Raw genomic sequence first — 16,081 nt, 5'->3', positions numbered from 1 at the left:
CCGTCAAGGGGTGAGGCTAACCTAAGTTAGGTGAGCCTTGGCAAACGGTAGACCATCAGGTGACGCTGTGTCATCATGTTTCTGACAGCAAGTCACCAAAAGGAGTCCGCATGACCGTCGTCGAGACCGAGCTCGTCGCCCAGCCGCTCTCCGTGGTCGTGCGCGAAGGCTCCAAGGCCGCCCACGAGCAGGCCGAGGGCACGTCCTTCATGTCCGAGCTGCTGGAGGGGCGCCTCACCGAGCGCGCCTACGCCGACTACCTGACCGGCCTGCGACCGGTCTACGAGGCGCTCGAGCAGGTCGGTGCCGAGCTCGCCGGCGACCCGCTCGTCGACGCGGTGCGCGACGAGGCGCTCGAGCGGCTCACCGCGATCGACGCCGACCTGGCCCACTGGGGCCGGCACGCCACCCCCGGCCTGGTGAGCGGCGCGACCGCCGCCTACGCCGACCGGGTGCGCGCCGCCGCCGCGTGGGGCGGGCTCTACGTCGCGCACCACTACACGCGCTACCTGGGCGACCTCTCCGGCGGCCTGGCGATCGGCCGCATCGTCGGCCGCACCTACGGCGTCGGGCCTGAGGCGCTGGCGTTCTACGCCTTCCCGGGCATCGAGAAGCCGAAGCCGTACAAGGACGGCTACCGCGCCCGGCTCGACGCGCTTCCGCTGGACGAGGCGCAGAAGGCCCGGGTCCTGGAGGAGGTGCGGGCCGGCTTCGCGCTCAACACCGCGTTCTTCGCCGAGCTGGCCGGCCGCCTCGACACCTACCGCGCCTGAGCCGGTCGAGCCGGTTCGCCAGCCGGGCACGGGCTGCGGGACAATGGCCCACGTGACTCACGTGGCGATCATCGGTGGCGGACCCGGCGGCTACGAGGCGGCGCTCGTCGCCCGCAGGCTGGGGGCGGACGTGACGCTCGTCGAGAAGACGGGCATCGGCGGCTCCACCGTGCTGACCGACTGCGTCCCGAGCAAGACGCTCATCGCCACGTCCGACTTCCTCACCGAGGTCGCGGGGGCCGCGGAGCTCGGCGTGCAGGTGCCGCGCGAGATCAAGGCCGACATGGCCGCGGTGAACGCCCGCGTCACGTCGCTGGCCGAGGCGCAGTCCGGCGACATCGCCCAGCGGCTCCAGGACGTCGGCGCCCGCCTGCTCGACGGCAGCGCCCGGGTCTCGGGACCGGGACGGGTCGAGGTCGAGCTCACCGCCGGCGGCACCGAGACGATCGACGCCGACGCGATCCTGGTCGCCACCGGCGCGCACCCGCGGGTCAGCCCCGACGCGATGCCCGACGGCGAGCGCATCCTCACCTGGGAGCAGCTCTACGGCCTCACCACGCTGCCCGAGCACCTCGTCGTGGTCGGCTCCGGCGTCACCGGCGCCGAGTTCGCCTCCGCCTACAACGGCCTGGGCGTGCGGGTCACGCTCGTCTCGAGCCGCGACCGCGTCCTGCCCGGCGAGGACGAGGACGCCGCAAACCTGATCGAGGACGTGTTCCGTCGCCGAGGCATGGAGGTGCTGGGCCGCTCGCGCATGCAGTCGGTCGTGCGCGACGGCGACACCGTCACCGTGACGCTCACCGACGGGCGCACCGTCGAGGGCTCGCACTGCCTGCTGGCGCTCGGCTCGATCCCGAACACCGAGGGCTTGGGCCTGGAGGAGGCCGGCGTCCGCCTGGACGACGGCGGCTTCGTCAAGGTCGACAAGGTCTCGCGCACCCACGCTCGCGGCATCTACGCGGCCGGCGACTGCACCGGCGTGCTCATGCTCGCCTCGGTCGCCGCCGAGCAGGGCCGCATCGCGATGTCGCACCTGCTGGGCGACGCCGTGCACCCGCTCGACCTGCGCAAGATGTCGAGCAACATCTTCACGTCCCCCGAGATCGCCACCGTCGGCCTGTCGCAGAAGGCGATCCAGGAGCAGGGGATGCTCGTCGACGTCGCCAGCTACCCGCTGGCGTCCAACGCCCGGGCCAAGATGCAGGGCATCCACGACGGCTTCGTGAAGCTGTTCGCCCGCCGGGGCGTCGGCACGGTCGTGGGCGGCGTCATCGTCGGCCCGCGGGCCAGCGAGCTCGTCCACGTGCTCTCGCTCGCGGTGTCGTCGTCGCTCACCGCCGACCAGGTCGCGGGCGCGTTCACCGTGTACCCGTCGCTGTCGGGCTCGGTCGCCGAGGCCGCGCGGCACCTGCACACCACGCTCTGACCATCGTCCCGCGCGACGAGATCGCCGGGGAGTCCCGCTCAGATGGGGTTCACGCCTGCCGATACCACAGGCATAATCCTCCGTGGCAACTTCTGTCACATGAGCAACACCTGTCGCATGCCCTCCAGGATTGGACTTCCCCCATGCAGGCCTGGCGCTTCGCCCGTCGTCTGACCGTGACCACCGCCGTCTTCGCCGTCGTGGGCGTCGCGGTCGTCTCGAGCCCCCCGGACGACACCGTCGCCGGTGACGTGCCCGCCCAGGTCGAGCCGTCGGCACCGGCGCCGAGCGAGACGGTCGCCCCGGCCGAGCGGCCGACGCCGCACGTCGCCGCGGCCCCGGAGGCGGACCCGGCACCCGCCGCCGATCCCGAGCCCGCCGTCACCGCTCCCGAGCCCGCCGCCGAGCCCGAGCCCGAGGTCGTCGAGGAGGAGGCCACGGTCGAGGCGGCGCCGGCCGAGGAGCCGCGCATGCGCACGGTGCCGGTCCCGGCCAAGCCGGCCGCTGCCCAGGGCGCGAGCGCGTCCCGCCCCGTCGTGGCCGAGGTCGTCCGTGAGGACGTCAAGGGCTTCTCGATGGTCGGCGTGACCTGGGCCGGCGGCAGTGGTGCCGAGGACGTCGTCGTCGACGTCCGCACCCGCCAGGACGGCACCTGGGGCGCGTGGGAGAGCATCGACGTCGAGACCGGCGGCACCGCCGCGACCGAGGGCACCGACGGCATCTGGGTCGGCGACTCCGACGGCGTGGCCGCCCGCTTCCGCAGCAGCAACGGTGTCGTGCCCCAGGACCTCGCGGTCGCCATGGTCGACCCGGGCGACACCGACGCGGTCGTCGCGCCCGACCCGGTGGTCCCCGAGGAGCCGGCGCTTCCCGAGGGGGCTGAGGACGACCCCGACGCGGTCGACGCCGAGCCGCTCGAGCTCGTCGCCGCGAACTACGACGGGCGCCCGGCGTTCACCCCGCCGCCGGCGATCATCACCCGCTCTCGCTGGGGCGCCAAGGCGGCCAAGCGCTGCGACTCGCCGACCGTGGCCACCCGGACGCTCGGTGTGGTGCTCCACCACACGGCCGGCTCGAACAGCTACACGAAGGCGCAGTCGGCCGGCATCGTGCGCAGCGCGCAGAAGTACCACATGGACGCCCTGGGATGGTGCGACATCGGCTACAACTTCCTGGTCGACAAGTACGGCCAGATCTTCGAGGGCCGCGCCGGTGGCACGCCCAAGATGGTGCGCGGCGCGCACGCGGGCGTCACGGCGGTCAACCAGTACACCGTGGGCGTCTCGATGATGGGCAACTACGACACCGCCGCGCTGACCGAGCCGCTGAAGAACGCGGTCGTCAAGATCATCGGCTGGCGCATGGCCACCCACTACATCCCGGCGAAGGGCACCGTCAGCATCGGCGGCCGCAAGTACCAGCGGATCATGGGCCACCGCGACGTCAAGGCCACCGCCTGCCCGGGGCGCTACGGCTACGCCTGGCTGACCCAGTCCGGCGGGCTGCGGGACCGCGTCGCGGGCTACGTCGCCGGCTACAACACGGCCGTCAAGCGCTACGCCGCGCGCCTGGGCGCCGGCCGGACCGGCACGGTGTTCTACGGCGAGTCGCAGGTCGGCGGCGGCTACCGCACGATCTTCATGAAGGCCGACATCTACTCCAAGAGCGGTCGCGGCACCCGCCTGGTCGAGGGCAAGATCCTGCAGCGCTACGCCGGCCTGGGCCGCGACGCCGGCGTGCTGGGCTTCCCGCGCTCCAAGGTGATGTCCAAGTCCGGGCGCTACCAGCGCTTCGAGGGCGGCACGATCTACCAGCGCACGTCGCGCTCGTCCGCGTACGCGGTCTGGGGCACGGCCGAGAAGCTGTACCGCTCGCTCAAGGAGACCCGTGGCGCGCTCGGCTACCCCCGCGGGTCGCTGCGCAAGCTCTCGTCCAAGACGTACCGGGTCACGTTCTCCAAGGGACGCATCGACGTCGACCTGCGCAGCGGCACGGCTCGGGCCTACGACAAGCGCGGCAAGCGGCTCAAGAGCCGTTCGGGTCCGTCGCTGAGCCGCGGCTGGCCGCGGCCCACGGCCGGTGCGCCCCGGCCGGCCGTCGCCCCGGTCAACACCTCGACGCCCGCGCCCGCGCCGGCCCCGTCGACCCCGGCGACCCCGGCGGCGACGTCGAACAAGGTCACGGTCAGTGGAACCACGGTCGCCTTCAGCGGCCGCGGCTTCGGCCACGGCATCGGCATGAGCCAGTACGGGGCCTACAACGCGGCCAAGAACCACGGCCAGACCTGGCAGCAGATCCTGGCGTACTACTACCCGGGCACGAGCCTGGCGAGCCGTCGTGTCGACGTCCGCGTGCGGATCGAGGCCGACACCACCTCGGACGTCCGGGTCAAGGCCGAGTCCGGCCTGCGCCTGTCGGTGGGCGGCGCGGTCTCCACGCTGCCGACCGGGCAGGCCGAGTTCCGGCTGCTGCGCGACGGCGCGGCCACCACGACGCTGCAGCGCAAGACGGCCACCGGGTCGTGGACGAACCAGCGCACCGGCATGTCCGGTCACGTGCAGCTCTACTCCACCGACGGCACGGTGACGCTCGTCCTGCCCGGCGGCGCGGAGAAGGCGTACCGGGGCGCGATGCGCTCGGGCATCGCGTCCTCCACGTCACGCCGCACCGTGAACGTCCTGACCCTCGAGCAGTACCTGCTCGGCGTGGTGCCGGCCGAGATGCCCACGAGCTGGCACGGCAACGCGGTGCGGGCCCAGGCGGTCGCGGCTCGTACCTACGCCATGCGCTCGATGAGCGCGTCGCGCTACTACGACCTGTGCGACACGACGTCCTGCCAGGTCTACGGCGGCCTGTCGGCCGAGACCGAGCGCGGCCAGAACGCGGTGAACGCCACGGCGGCCCAGTTCCTGGCCTACCAGGGCTCTCCGGCGCTGACCCAGTTCTCCTCGTCCACGGGCGGTCGCCAGGCGGACGGCTCGATGCCGTACCTGCGCAACCAGGACGACAAGTACGACGCCTGGAGCACGAACCCAAACAACACGTGGCGGGCGACCGTGCAGCGCACCGCGCTGGAGAAGCTGGCCCCGTCGATCGGCACCCTGCGCACCGTGCAGGTGACCAAGCGCGTCGGTGGCGGCACGTGGGGCGGACGCGCGACCACGGTCGTCCTGACCGGCACCAAGGGCAGCGCGACCCTCACCGGTGACAAGGTCCGCTTCGGCCTCGGGCTGAAGTCGACCTGGTTCGGCTTCGCCTGATCCGACGGTGACGGGCCCGGCGGGCCTCTGGGATACTGCTCGGGTGCGCCCGCTGCTGACCTCCGTCCTCGTGTCCGCCGTGGTCAACGCCCTGTCGCTGGGCCTGGCCGCGTGGCTGTTCGGCGTCTCGATGAGCCTGGGCGGGTTCGTGCTGGCCGTGGTGCTGTTCACCGCGCTGTGGGCCGGGATGCGCTACGCCGTGCGCCGCTGGCGGGTGCCGTACGTGCGCGCCTACACCGTCCCCGGCGGTCTGCTGCTGACCTTCGTCGCGCTGCTGCTGACCGACTGGGTGTCGTCCCACCAGGGCTTCGAGATCGAGGGCTGGGGCACCTGGGTCGGCGTCACGCTCGTGGTCTGGGCGGCCGGCATCGCGTACGGCGAGATCGACGACCAGGCGCCGCAGCGCGTCTGACCTGCGGACGACGAAGGGCCCCCGACCGCGCGGTCGGGGGCCCTTCGTGCGTGCCGGGTCAGGCCGGGTCGGCGTCCAAGATGTCGGCGACCACCGCGCCGGCGCCCAGCGTCGCGCCGATCTCGGCGCTGAGGCCGGTGACGACACCGGCCTTGTGGGCGTTGAGCGGCTGCTCCATCTTCATCGCCTCGATGACGACGACCAGGTCGCCCTCGGCGACGGTCTGGCCCTCCTCGACGGCGATCTTCACGACGGTGCCCTGCATGGGCGAGGTGAGCGAGTCGCCGCTGGCGGCCGCGCCCGCGCTGCCGCCGGCCTTGCGCTTGGCCTTCTTGGCGCCGGCGGCGGGCGCCGCGCTGGCCCCGAGCCCGGCGGGCAGGACGACCTCGACGCGCTTGCCGGCGACCTCGACGGTCACGCGCTCGCGCTCGCCGGCGTCCTCGCCCTCGGCGGCGGCACCGGAGTACGGCTCGATCTGGTTGTCGTAGTCGGTCTCGATCCAGGTCGTGTAGACGTCGAACGAGCCGTCCTCGGCGGTGTACGCCGGGTCCTCGATGACCGAGCGGTGGAACGGGATGACGGTGGGCATGCCGTCGACCTCGAACTCGGCCAGCGCGCGGCGCGAGCGCTCGAGCGCCTGCTCGCGGGTGGCGCCGGTGACGATGAGCTTGGCCACGAGGGAGTCGAAGGAGCCGGGGATCGTCTCGCCCTCGGTGTAGCCGCCGTCGACGCGGACGCCGGGGCCCGACGGCGGGTTCCAGCGGGTCAGCGTGCCGGGCGCGGGCAGGAAGCCGCGGCCGCCGTCCTCGGCGTTGATCCGGTACTCGATCGAGTGGCCGCGGATCTCGGGGTCGTCGTAGCCGAGCTCCTCGCCGGCGGCGATGCGGAACATCTCGCGCACGAGGTCCAGGCCGGTGACCTCCTCGGAGACCGGGTGCTCGACCTGCAGGCGGGTGTTGACCTCCAGGAAGCTGATCGTGCCGTCGCGGGCCACCAGGAACTCGCACGTGCCGGCGCCGACGTAGCCGGCCTCCTTGAGGATGGCCTTGGACGAGGCGTAGAGACGCTCGAGCTGGTCGTCGCTCAGGAACGGCGCGGGCGCCTCCTCGACGAGCTTCTGGTGCCGGCGCTGCAGCGAGCAGTCACGGGTGGAGACCACGACGACGTTGCCGTGGCTGTCGGCCAGGCACTGGGTCTCGACGTGGCGCGGCTTGTCGAGGAACTTCTCGACCAGGCACTCGCCGCGGCCGAACGCGGACACGGCCTCGCGGACCGCCGACTCGTACAGCTCCGGGATCTCCTCGCGGGTGCGGGCGACCTTGAGGCCGCGCCCGCCGCCGCCGAAGACGGCCTTGATGGCGATCGGCAGGCCGACCTCGTCGGCGAAGGCGATGACCTCGTCGGCGTCCTTGACCGGCTCCTTGGTGCCGGGCGCCAGCGGAGCGTTCGCCTTCTGCGCGATCTGCTTGGCCTTGGCCTTGTCGCCCAGGGCGTCGATGGCCGCCGGCGGGGGGCCGATCCAGATGAGCCCGGCGTCCAGGACGGCCTGGGCGAAGTCGGCGTTCTCGGCCAGGAAGCCGTAGCCGGGGTGGACGCTGTCGGCGCCGCTGCGCTGGGCGACGGCGATGATCTTCTCGATCGACAGGTAGGAGTCGGCCGGGGTCGCGCCCTCGAGCGAATAGGCCTCGTCGGCGAGCCGGACGAACTGCGCGTCGCGGTCGGGCTCGGCGTACACCGCCACGCTCGCGATGCCGGCGTCCTTGCAGGCGCGGACGACCCGGACGGCGATCTCGCCGCGGTTCGCGATCAGGACCTTGGACAGCGGCTTGCTCACGGAAATCTCCTCGGTGTCGACAGGCGTCCCGAGTCTAGGCCCGGCCCTTCCGGGGCACCGTGTGAGGTAGGTAACCCGGCCGCCTTCCGCGGCCGGTTAACGTGCGTTAACCTGCGGGCATGTCCTTCGAGCTGTCCGCCGAGCACCAGGCCTTCCGTCACGCCGTCCGCGACTTCGCCGAGGGCGAGGTCGCGCCGCACGTCGCCGCGTGGGACAAGGCGCACCACTTCCCGGTCGACGTCGTCCAGAAGATGGGCGACATGGGGCTGTTCGGGCTCACCGCGCCCGAGGAGCTCGGCGGGTCCGGCGGCGACTTCACCAGCCTGTGCGTCGCGATCGAGGAGCTCGGCCGGGTCGACCAGTCGATCGGCATCACGCTCGAGGCCGGCGTCGGCCTGGGCATCAACCCGATCCTGACCTTCGGCACCGAGGAGCAGAAGCAGCGCTGGCTGCCCGACCTCGTCGCCGGCCGGCGGCTGGCCGGGTTCGGCCTCACCGAGCCGGGCGCGGGCTCGGACGCCGGCGCCACGCGCACCCGCGCCGAGCTGGACGGCGACGCGTGGGTGGTGAACGGCGCCAAGCAGTTCATCACCAACTCCGGCAGCGAGATCACCTCGCTCGTCACGGTCACCGCGCGCACCGGCACGGACGACCGCGGCCGGCCGGAGATCAGCGCGATCATGGTGCCGGCCGGCACGCCCGGGTTCACCGCCGAGGCGCCGTACGACAAGCTCGGCTGGCACATCTCCGACACCCACCCGCTCACGCTGCAGGACGTCCGCGTGCCGGCCGACCACCTGCTCGGCGACCGCGGCCGGGGGTACGCGCAGTTCCTGGCCACGCTCGACGACGGACGCATCGCGATCGCGGCGCTCGCCGTGGGCTGCGTCCAGGCCTGCCTCGACCTCTGCGTCGAGTACGCCGGCCAGCGCACCACGTTCGGCAAGCCGATCGGGGCCAAGCAGGGCGTCGCCTTCCAGGTCGCCGACCTGGCCGTCATGGCCGAGGTGGGCCGCACGATGACCTACCGGGCCGCGGCCATGAAGGACGCCGGAGCACCGGTCAAGGAGCTCAAGCAGGCCGCCTCCATCGCCAAGCTCTACACGTCCGAGGCGGCGGTCACCGCGACCCGCATCGCGACGCAGGTCTTCGGCGGCTACGGCTTCATGGAGGAGTACCCGGTCGCGCGCTTCTACCGCGACGCCAAGATCCTCGAGATCGGCGAGGGCACGTCCGAGGTGCAGCGCATGCTCATCGCCCGGGGGCTCGGCCTGCCCGTGGAGTGAGCCTGTGGGCCAGGTCACTCCTGGTCAGGTGGGGCGCCCGGTTGCCGATGGGAACGACCCAGCCCTGTCCGCGCCCGGAAGGAACCATGACTCCCACGATCGCCCCCACGGGCGCCGAGCGGCACCTCCAGGAGGAGGAGCTGATCGTCACCAAGACCGACCTGCGAGGGCGCATCACGTACGCCAACGACGTCTTCCTGCGCTTCAGCGCGCTGACCGAGGAGGACGCGGTGGGGCAGGCGCACAACCTCATCCGGCACCCCGACATGCCCCGCGGCGTGTTCGGGCTGCTGTGGGAGCGGGTGCAGGCGGGCCAGGAGATCTTCGCCTACGTGAAGAACCTCGCCCACGACGGCGGTGCGTACTGGGTCTTCGCCCACGTGACCCCGACGTTCGACCGGACCGGCGCGATCACGGGGTACCACTCGATGCGTCGCGCACCGCGCCGCTCGGCGCTGCGGCCGGTCGAGGAGCTGTACGCCGCGATGCGGACGCAGGAGGCCGGCCTCTCGGGGCCCGCGGCCGCCGAGGCGTCCCGTGCGTGGCTCGACGAGCAGCTGCGCGAGCAGGGGACCGACTACGACGCGTGGGTGTGGAGCCTGGAGGCGAGCGCATGAGGATCGGACGACGGAGCCAGGCCGTGCAGGCGCTGGAGGCCGAGAACGCGGCACTGCGCCAGGTCGTGGCCGAGCTCGGCCGGGTGGCCGCAGCGACGAGCCGGGGCGACCTGGAGCAGCGGGTCGGCCCGCTGCCGGAGGTCGACGGCGTCGACACCCCGACGGTGCGCCGCGACGTGAACCGGATGATCGACGTCACCGACGGCTTCGTCCGCGAGGCCAGCGCGTCCCTGTCCGCCGCGACGGCCGGGCGGCACGAGCGCCGGCTGCTGCTGCGCGGACTGCCGGGCGCGTTCCGCGTGCACGCGACGACCATCAACACCGCGCGCGAGTCGCTGGCCGAGAGCGAGCGCCGCATCGCCGCGTTCGCCCGTCAGCGTGCGAGCGACGTGCTGGAGTTCGAGCGCGAGATCCTGTCCAGCTCGCAGCGCGTCGACGTCGCGGCGTCGGACATGACGCAGACCGCCGGCGAGATGCTGCGCGACGTCACCGCCCTGCAGGAGGACGCGGTGAGCGCGGGCGCCTCGGTCGAGCACCTGACCGAGTCGTCGCAGGTCATCGGCCAGGTGGTGGGCCTGATCAGCAACGTCTCGGACCAGACGAAGCTGCTCGCCCTGAACGCCTCGATCGAGGCGGCGCGCGCCGGAGCGGCCGGCAAGGGCTTCGCCGTCGTCGCCGACGAGGTCAAGCGCCTGGCCGAGGAGACGAACGCCGCGTCGCGCCGCGTCGAGCAGCAGCTAGGCTCGTCGCAGGGCGCGATCGAGGCAGTCTCGGCGGCCCTGGACGCGATCGTGGCCTCGATCGAGGGCGTGCGGGGCAGCGTGGACGCGCTGGACTCGCGCATCGCCGGGCACGACGACGAGAGCCTGCGCTCCACGTCGTCCAACCTCGACAGCCACGTGCGCAGCTTCCTGGAGCGGCTCAAGGCCTGAGCGCGGCTACGCCTCGTCGCGGGCGGACCACAGGCTCGTCCACTCGACGCCGACGTCCGCGACGAGCAGCCGCAGCAATGGCAGCGAGATGCCCACGACGTTGTGCGGGTCGCCCTCGATGCCGCGCACGAACGCGCCGCCGTACCCGTCCAGCGTGAACGCGCCGGCGACGTGCAGCGGCTCGCCGGTCGCGACGTAGGCGGCGATCTCGGCGTCCGTGACGTCGGCGAAGTGGACGACGGTGGACGCGGAGTCGAGGAACTCCTCGTCGCCGCGACGCACGCAGTGCCCCGTGTGCAGGACACCCGAGCGTCCGCGCATGCGACGCCAGCGGGCGGTCGCGTCGGCGGCGTCGGCCGGCTTGCCGAGGATCTCGCCCTCGAAGGCGAGCACGGAGTCGCAGCCGACGACCAGGGCGTCGCCCTCGACCCGTTCGGCGACCGCGCGGCACTTGAGCTGCGCCAGGGCCGCGGCGAGGTTGGCCGGGTCGGTGGACGTCACCTGCGTCTCGTCGACCCCGGACACGACGACCTCGGGATCGAGGCCGGCGGCGCGCAGGGTGGCCAGGCGGGCGGGGGACTGGGAGGCGAGGACGAGTCTCATCGCTGGGCAGCCTAGGCCCTGTTCGTCCGGGACGCTCACGTCCGGCTCGCGCCTGCCGATGGACAGGGTCCGCCCCCTGCCCGGGGACGTGGCACGGCACCAGGACGGGGGACCAGGCGACCGATGAGCACCGTGCTCGTGGCCCTGCGCGGCCCGCTGCGCCTCGCGCTGCCCGTGGCCGCGGTGCTGGCGCAGGTGCGCGTGGCGCTCACCCCCGGTCCGGACCCGGTGCTCCAGACCTGCGTGGCCGTCCTGCTGCTGGTGCAGGCGGGCTGGATGCTGGCCGGGACGGGCCTGGTTCTCCGCGACGGCGGCCCCCAGCGCGCCCTGGCGACCGCCGCCCAGCTGTTGGCCGCCGGTCTGCTCGCGGACGTGGTCGCGGGTGCGGCCGGGGCCGACCTGCCCGCGGCTCTCGGCTTCATGACCGGCTCGACCCTGGCCTCGGTGTTCGCGTTCCAGGCGGTGCTGCGCTGGAGCCGGCTGGGACGTGGCGCCCCGGACGCCGGCGACTGGGTGAACGCCCTGGGCTCGGTCGCGGTGCTGGTCAGCGCCGGGCTGCTGCTGGCCCAGGCGATGGACGTCTCGCCGGCCTGGTGGCCGGCCTGGCAGCTGGTGGCGTGGCTGGGCCAGCTGAGCATCGGCGCCGTGCTCATCGCCACCTGCCTGGCGGTGGGCGTGCTCGCCGGCATGGCCCGCGACGTGCGGCTGTGGGGCGTCGTCGGCGCCTACGGCGTCCACGTGGTGTGCCAGAGCGCCCTGTCGTCCGGCGGCTTCGCCCTCACCGAGCGCGCGAGCGCGCTGGGGCAGGTCACGATCTGTGCGGCGGCGGTCGCGGCCGCGCAGCGACCGTTGCCGGCCAGGCGTCCGGACGTGGTGCGCCCGCCCGTCACCTCGACGTGGTCCCTGGTGCTGCTCGGCGCCGGCAGCCTCCTGCTGGCGGTCACCGCGTTCTCGGACCTGGCCCGGACCCGCCTCGCCGCGACGATCGGCGTCGCGGCGACCGTCGTGACGTTCTCGCGGGTCTCGGGCATCGTGCGCGAGCTGGAGTCGCTGGCCCGGGCCCGGCGCGAGGCCCGGACCGACGACCTGACCGGCCTGGCCAACCGCCGCGGCCTGGTCGCGGCCCTGGCGTCCGCGCCCGGCACCGGCCGCGACCGGCACGAGGCGGCGCTGCTCGTCCTCGACCTGGGTGGCTTCAAGCACGTCAACGACCGCTACGGCCCGGACACCGGCGACCACGTCCTGCGCGCCGTCGCCGGACGGGTCGCGGACCTGCTGGAGGGCCGCCACGTCCTGGCCCGGGTCACCGGCGACGAGTTCGCGGTGCTCCTGCCCGGGGCCGACGAGCACCACGCCCTCGAGGTCGCGGCCCGGGTCGCGGACGCCGTCACGCAGCCGTTCGACGTGCCCGACGCGGTGGTCCGGCTCGGCGTCCACGTCGGCGTCACGCACGTCCACCCCGACGAGCAGCCGGCCCCGGCGGGCGTGGAGCTGCTGCGTCGCGGCCAGGCCGCCATGTACGCCGCCCGGGCGGCCAACACCCAGGTGGCGGCGTTCGACCCGGCCGAGGACGAGCGCGAGCGGCTGCGCCACGAACGGGTCGAGGAGCTGCGCGGCCTGCTGGCCCAGGACCCGGACCCGGCGTGCGGCGAGGTCGTCGTGCACTTCCAGCCGCAGGTGGACGCGCGGACCGGTGCCGTGGTGGGTGCCGAGGCGCTCGTGCGCTGGCACCACCCCCGCCACGGGCTCCTGGCCCCGGTCGCGTTCGTGGACCTCGTCGAGCGGCACGGCCTCATGGCGCCGCTGACCCGCCAGGTGCTGCGGCTCGCCGCGCTCGAGGCCGCCCGCTGGGCGGAGGCCGGCTTCCCCTACCGCGTCTCGGTCAACCTGTCGTCGTCCTCGTTCGCCGACGGCGACGTGGTGTGCCTGGTGCAGGAGGCGCTCACCGCGACCGGCCTGGCACCCGCGCTGCTCACCCTCGAGATCACCGAGTCGGTGCTGATGGAGAACGTCGAGGCGGTGCCGCCCGTGCTGCAGTCGTTGGCCGAGCGAGGCGTCGGCCTGAGCATCGACGACTTCGGCACCGGCTACTCGTCCCTGGCCTACCTGGCCGACCTGCCGGTGGACGAGCTGAAGATCGACCGCTCGTTCGTTCGCCGCCTCCTGGCCGACCCGCGCACGCACGCCGTGGTGGCCGGGACGATCGAGCTCGCGCGCCGCCTGCAGCTGCGGGTCGTGGCCGAGGGGGTCGAGGACGCCGAGACCCTGGACGCGCTGCGCGCGCTGGGCTGCGACGTCAGCCAGGGCTACCTGCACGCCCGCCCGGTCCCGGCCGACGAGGTGCGCGCCTGGTTCCAGGAGCGCACCGCGGTCGACCAGCGGTCCTGATCCAGGACGTCCGCGCCTCGTGGGGCCGACGGGTCAACGGGACGACTGGGCCGCCCCGTCACCGCGGGTCTGCCGGAGCTCCTCGAGAGCGCGTTCCGACTCCTCAGGCGTCAGCTCCCGGAACGGCGTGAGGACGAGGCACTCCGTGACCTCGCCCACCGTCGTGCAGCTGGTGCTCGCGGGTGGAGGTCCCACCGGTCCCCGGCGCGCGGCCTGGGCACGCTTCTCCGCCTCCAGCGCGTCGCCCAGGAGGTCGCCTGGTGCCACCGGGGCGGCGTCGTCCGGGTCGACATCTTCCCGGACGTCATGGGGCGAGGCCGGCGACGGCGCGGCCGGCTCGACCCGAGGGCTCGGCTCGGAGGACGGGCGCAGCGCGGCCGCGGCTGCCAGGCCGGTCAACGCCACGGCGGCGACGAGGGTGACGGTGAGGACCCCGACGGCCCAGCGCTTCATGAGGATCCCCCGATCGTGCGGTCAGGTGTCCTCTGTAGCGCGGGCAGGCGCTCGTCGTCCTGCGGCTAGACCGAGAAGGTGGGGTTCTCGGACGATCGTCCGACCGCGGCCGACCGCCACAGGTCCCCGGGAAGCCACCAGGTCCCCGGGAAGCATCCCGGGGACCTGGCGGTTTCCCTGGGGCCCCAGGGAAACCGGACGACGTGCTGGTGGGGCTCAGCCCCAGGCGGAGCGGCGCCACTGGTCGGCGCCGTGGCGGTGGGTGCCGCGCACGGCGCGGGCCGGGTGGCCCCACTCGGAGCGGACGCGCCTGCGTCCGGCCTCGCGCGCGGCGGCGTTCGCGGCGGCCGCGTTGCGGGCGGCGACGACCGCCACCAGGGCGGCGAGCTCCTCGGGCGTCAGGTCGCCCTTGACCACCCGCAGCACTGGCTTCGCGGCAGGCACCTCGGGCGTCCCGGCCGTCTCGTCGTGCTCGCTCACAGCGGGATGTTCCCGTGCTTCTTCGGCGGCAGCGTCTCGCGCTTGGTCTTGAGCAGGCGCAGCGCCTTCACGACCTCGGCGCGGGTCTGCGACGGCTGGATGACGCCGTCGATGTAGCCGCGCTCGGCCGCCACGTAGGGGTTGCAGAGCGAGTCCTCGTACTCGACCATCAGCTCCTGGCGACGGGCCTCGGGGTCGTCGGAGGCGGCGATCTCCTTGCGGAAGATGATGTTCGCCGCGCCCGAGGCGCCCATGACCGCGATCTGGGCGGTCGGCCAGGCCAGGTTCACGTCGGCGCCCAGGTGCTTGGAGCCCATGACGTCGTACGCGCCGCCGTACGCCTTGCGCGTGATGATCGTGACCAGCGGGACGGTGGCCTCGGCGTAGGCGTAGATCAGCTTCGCGCCGCGGCGGATGATGCCGTTCCACTCCTGGTCGGTGCCGGGCAGGAAGCCCGGGACGTCGACGAACGTGAGCACCGGGATGTTGAACGCGTCGCAGGTGCGCACGAAGCGCGCGGCCTTCTCGGACGCGTCGATGTCGAGGCAGCCGGCGAACTGCATCGGCTGGTTGCCGACGACGCCGACGCTGCGGCCCTCGACCCGGCCGAAGCCGACGACGATGTTGGGCGCGAACAGCGACTGGACCTCGAGGAAGTCGCCGTCGTCCAGCGTCGCCTCGATGACGGTGCGGATGTCGTAGGGCTGGTTCGCCGAGTCGGGGATGAGCGTGTCGAGCGCCAGGTCGGTCTCGGACGGCTCCAGGTCGACGACCTCGTCGTAGACCTCGGGCTCCTCGAGGTTGTTCTGCGGCAGGTAGGAGATGAGCGCCTTCACGTACTCGAGCGCGTCGTGCTCGTCGTGGCCCATGTAGTGGGCGTTGCCGCTCTTGGTGTTGTGCGTGCGCGCGCCGCCGAGCTCCTCCATGGAGACGTCCTCGCCGGTGACGGTCTTGATGACGTCCGGGCCGGTGATGAACATGTTGGAGGTCTTGTCGACCATCACCGTGAAGTCGGTGACGGCGGGGGAGTAGACGTGGCCGCCGGCGCAGGAGCCCATGATCAGGCTGATCTGCGGGATGACGCCCGAGGCGTGCACGTTGCGCTTGAAGATCTCGCCGTACAGACCGAGCGAGACGACGCCCTCCTGGATGCGGGCGCCGGCGCCCTCGTTGATGCCGATGATCGGGCTGCCGGTCTTGAGCGCGAGGTCCATGACCTTGAGGATCTTCTCGCCGTAGACCTCGCCCAGGCTGCCGCCGAAGACGCTGAAGTCCTGGCTGAACACGCACACCTGACGGCCGTCGATCGTGCCGTAGCCGGTGATGACGCCGTCGCCGAGCGGGCGGTTCTTCTGCTGGTCGAAGGCGACGCTGCGGTGCCGGGCCAGCGCGTCGAGCTCGACGAACGAGCCCTCGTCGAAGAGCTGCTCGATGCGCTCGCGGGCGCTCTGGCGTCCCTTCTTGTGCTGCTTCTCCTTTGCACGCTCGGCCATCTCGACGGTGGCCTCGTGCTGGCGGCGCTGGAAGTCGCTGATCTTCCCCGCCGTGGTGTGCAGCTCCGGGTGGACCTCGATCTGTTCGCTCACCGCCTTAGGGTATCCAGGGCCCCTCGGAGGG

General features: G+C 72.9%; 12 protein-coding genes. 8 read left to right on the top strand and 4 right to left on the bottom strand.

Annotated features, from left to right (window positions below; translation table 11 throughout):
- Nucleotides 1-110 precede the first annotated feature (110 nt).
- From HGAM_RS00350 to HGAM_RS16975, 4 genes are all read left to right on the top strand, one after another.
- The gene (locus tag HGAM_RS00350) at nucleotides 111-773 is read left to right on the top strand and encodes a biliverdin-producing heme oxygenase (protein WP_019143481.1); all 663 of its coding nucleotides are present in this window, start codon (nucleotides 111-113) and stop codon (nucleotides 771-773) included.
- 52 nt (nucleotides 774-825) lie between these two features.
- Entirely contained in the window at nucleotides 826-2,199 is a 1,374-nt protein-coding gene (locus HGAM_RS00345; protein WP_019143480.1) for an NAD(P)H-quinone dehydrogenase, read from the top strand.
- Nucleotides 2,200-2,342: 143 nt separating this feature from the next.
- Complete coding sequence (locus HGAM_RS16980; RefSeq protein ID WP_019143479.1) at nucleotides 2,343-5,459, top strand: SpoIID/LytB domain-containing protein; 3,117 nt, start codon at nucleotides 2,343-2,345, stop codon at nucleotides 5,457-5,459.
- A 43-nt stretch (nucleotides 5,460-5,502) separates the two neighbouring features.
- Nucleotides 5,503-5,871: a phage holin family protein gene (locus HGAM_RS16975; protein ID WP_019143478.1), complete on the top strand. Its 369-nt coding sequence runs from the start codon at nucleotides 5,503-5,505 to the stop codon at nucleotides 5,869-5,871.
- Between the two features lie 58 nt (nucleotides 5,872-5,929).
- Here HGAM_RS16975 and HGAM_RS00330 read toward each other — a convergent pair whose 3' ends face one another.
- The gene (locus HGAM_RS00330) at nucleotides 5,930-7,711 is read right to left on the bottom strand and encodes an acetyl/propionyl/methylcrotonyl-CoA carboxylase subunit alpha (protein WP_038951436.1); all 1,782 of its coding nucleotides are present in this window, start codon (nucleotides 7,709-7,711) and stop codon (nucleotides 5,930-5,932) included.
- Between the two features lie 113 nt (nucleotides 7,712-7,824).
- Here HGAM_RS00330 and HGAM_RS00325 point away from each other — a divergent pair, with 113 nt between their 5' ends.
- From HGAM_RS00325 to HGAM_RS16970, 3 genes are all read left to right on the top strand, one after another.
- Entirely contained in the window at nucleotides 7,825-8,991 is a 1,167-nt protein-coding gene (locus HGAM_RS00325) for an acyl-CoA dehydrogenase family protein (RefSeq protein ID WP_019143476.1), read from the top strand.
- Nucleotides 8,992-9,077: 86 nt separating this feature from the next.
- On the top strand, nucleotides 9,078-9,608 hold the full coding sequence (locus HGAM_RS00320; protein WP_019143475.1) for a PAS domain-containing protein: 531 nt from the start codon (nucleotides 9,078-9,080) through the stop codon (nucleotides 9,606-9,608).
- On the top strand, nucleotides 9,605-10,540 hold the full coding sequence (locus tag HGAM_RS16970; RefSeq protein ID WP_081591754.1) for a methyl-accepting chemotaxis protein: 936 nt from the start codon (nucleotides 9,605-9,607) through the stop codon (nucleotides 10,538-10,540). The genes HGAM_RS00320 and HGAM_RS16970 overlap by 4 nt, the downstream gene beginning before the upstream one ends.
- A 6-nt stretch (nucleotides 10,541-10,546) precedes the next feature.
- On the opposite strand, the gene HGAM_RS00310 is transcribed toward HGAM_RS16970, so the two are convergent.
- Nucleotides 10,547-11,143, bottom strand: coding sequence for a Maf family protein (locus tag HGAM_RS00310; RefSeq protein ID WP_019143473.1), 597 nt, complete (start codon nucleotides 11,141-11,143; stop codon nucleotides 10,547-10,549).
- A gap of 123 nt (nucleotides 11,144-11,266) precedes the next feature.
- Here HGAM_RS00310 and HGAM_RS16965 point away from each other — a divergent pair, with 123 nt between their 5' ends.
- Entirely contained in the window at nucleotides 11,267-13,531 is a 2,265-nt protein-coding gene (locus tag HGAM_RS16965; protein WP_019143472.1) for a putative bifunctional diguanylate cyclase/phosphodiesterase, read from the top strand.
- 669 nt (nucleotides 13,532-14,200) lie between these two features.
- On the opposite strand, the gene HGAM_RS00295 is transcribed toward HGAM_RS16965, so the two are convergent.
- Complete coding sequence (locus tag HGAM_RS00295; protein ID WP_019143470.1) at nucleotides 14,201-14,464, bottom strand: acyl-CoA carboxylase epsilon subunit; 264 nt, start codon at nucleotides 14,462-14,464, stop codon at nucleotides 14,201-14,203.
- Nucleotides 14,461-16,050 (bottom strand): acyl-CoA carboxylase subunit beta, encoded by a 1,590-nt coding sequence (locus HGAM_RS00290; protein WP_019143469.1) that lies wholly within the window; start codon nucleotides 16,048-16,050, stop codon nucleotides 14,461-14,463. Before HGAM_RS00290 ends, HGAM_RS00295 begins: the two co-directional genes overlap by 4 nt.
- Nucleotides 16,051-16,081 lie beyond the last annotated feature (31 nt).

The organism is Aeromicrobium massiliense JC14 (assembly GCF_000312105.1).
GTDB classification, from domain to species: domain Bacteria; phylum Actinomycetota; class Actinomycetes; order Propionibacteriales; family Nocardioidaceae; genus Aeromicrobium; species Aeromicrobium massiliense.
The sequence above is the reverse complement of the archived record's forward strand: the minus strand, read 5'-3'. Positions and strand labels throughout refer to the sequence as shown.

Bases quoted from the DNA above. Each gene is read 5' to 3' on its own strand.
- HGAM_RS00350 (WP_019143481.1), top strand. From the start codon at position 111: ATGACCGTCGTCGAGACCGAGCTCGTCGCCCAGCCGCTCTCCGTGGTC.
- HGAM_RS16980 (WP_019143479.1), top strand. From the start codon at position 2,343: ATGCAGGCCTGGCGCTTCGCCCGTCGTCTGACCGTGACCACCGCCGTC.
- HGAM_RS00325 (WP_019143476.1), top strand. From the start codon at position 7,825: ATGTCCTTCGAGCTGTCCGCCGAGCACCAGGCCTTCCGTCACGCCGTC.
- HGAM_RS00320 (WP_019143475.1), top strand. From the start codon at position 9,078: ATGACTCCCACGATCGCCCCCACGGGCGCCGAGCGGCACCTCCAGGAG.
- HGAM_RS16970 (WP_081591754.1), top strand. From the start codon at position 9,605: ATGAGGATCGGACGACGGAGCCAGGCCGTGCAGGCGCTGGAGGCCGAG.
- HGAM_RS00310 (WP_019143473.1), bottom strand. From the start codon at position 11,143: ATGAGACTCGTCCTCGCCTCCCAGTCCCCCGCCCGCCTGGCCACCCTG.
- HGAM_RS16965 (WP_019143472.1), top strand. From the start codon at position 11,267: ATGAGCACCGTGCTCGTGGCCCTGCGCGGCCCGCTGCGCCTCGCGCTG.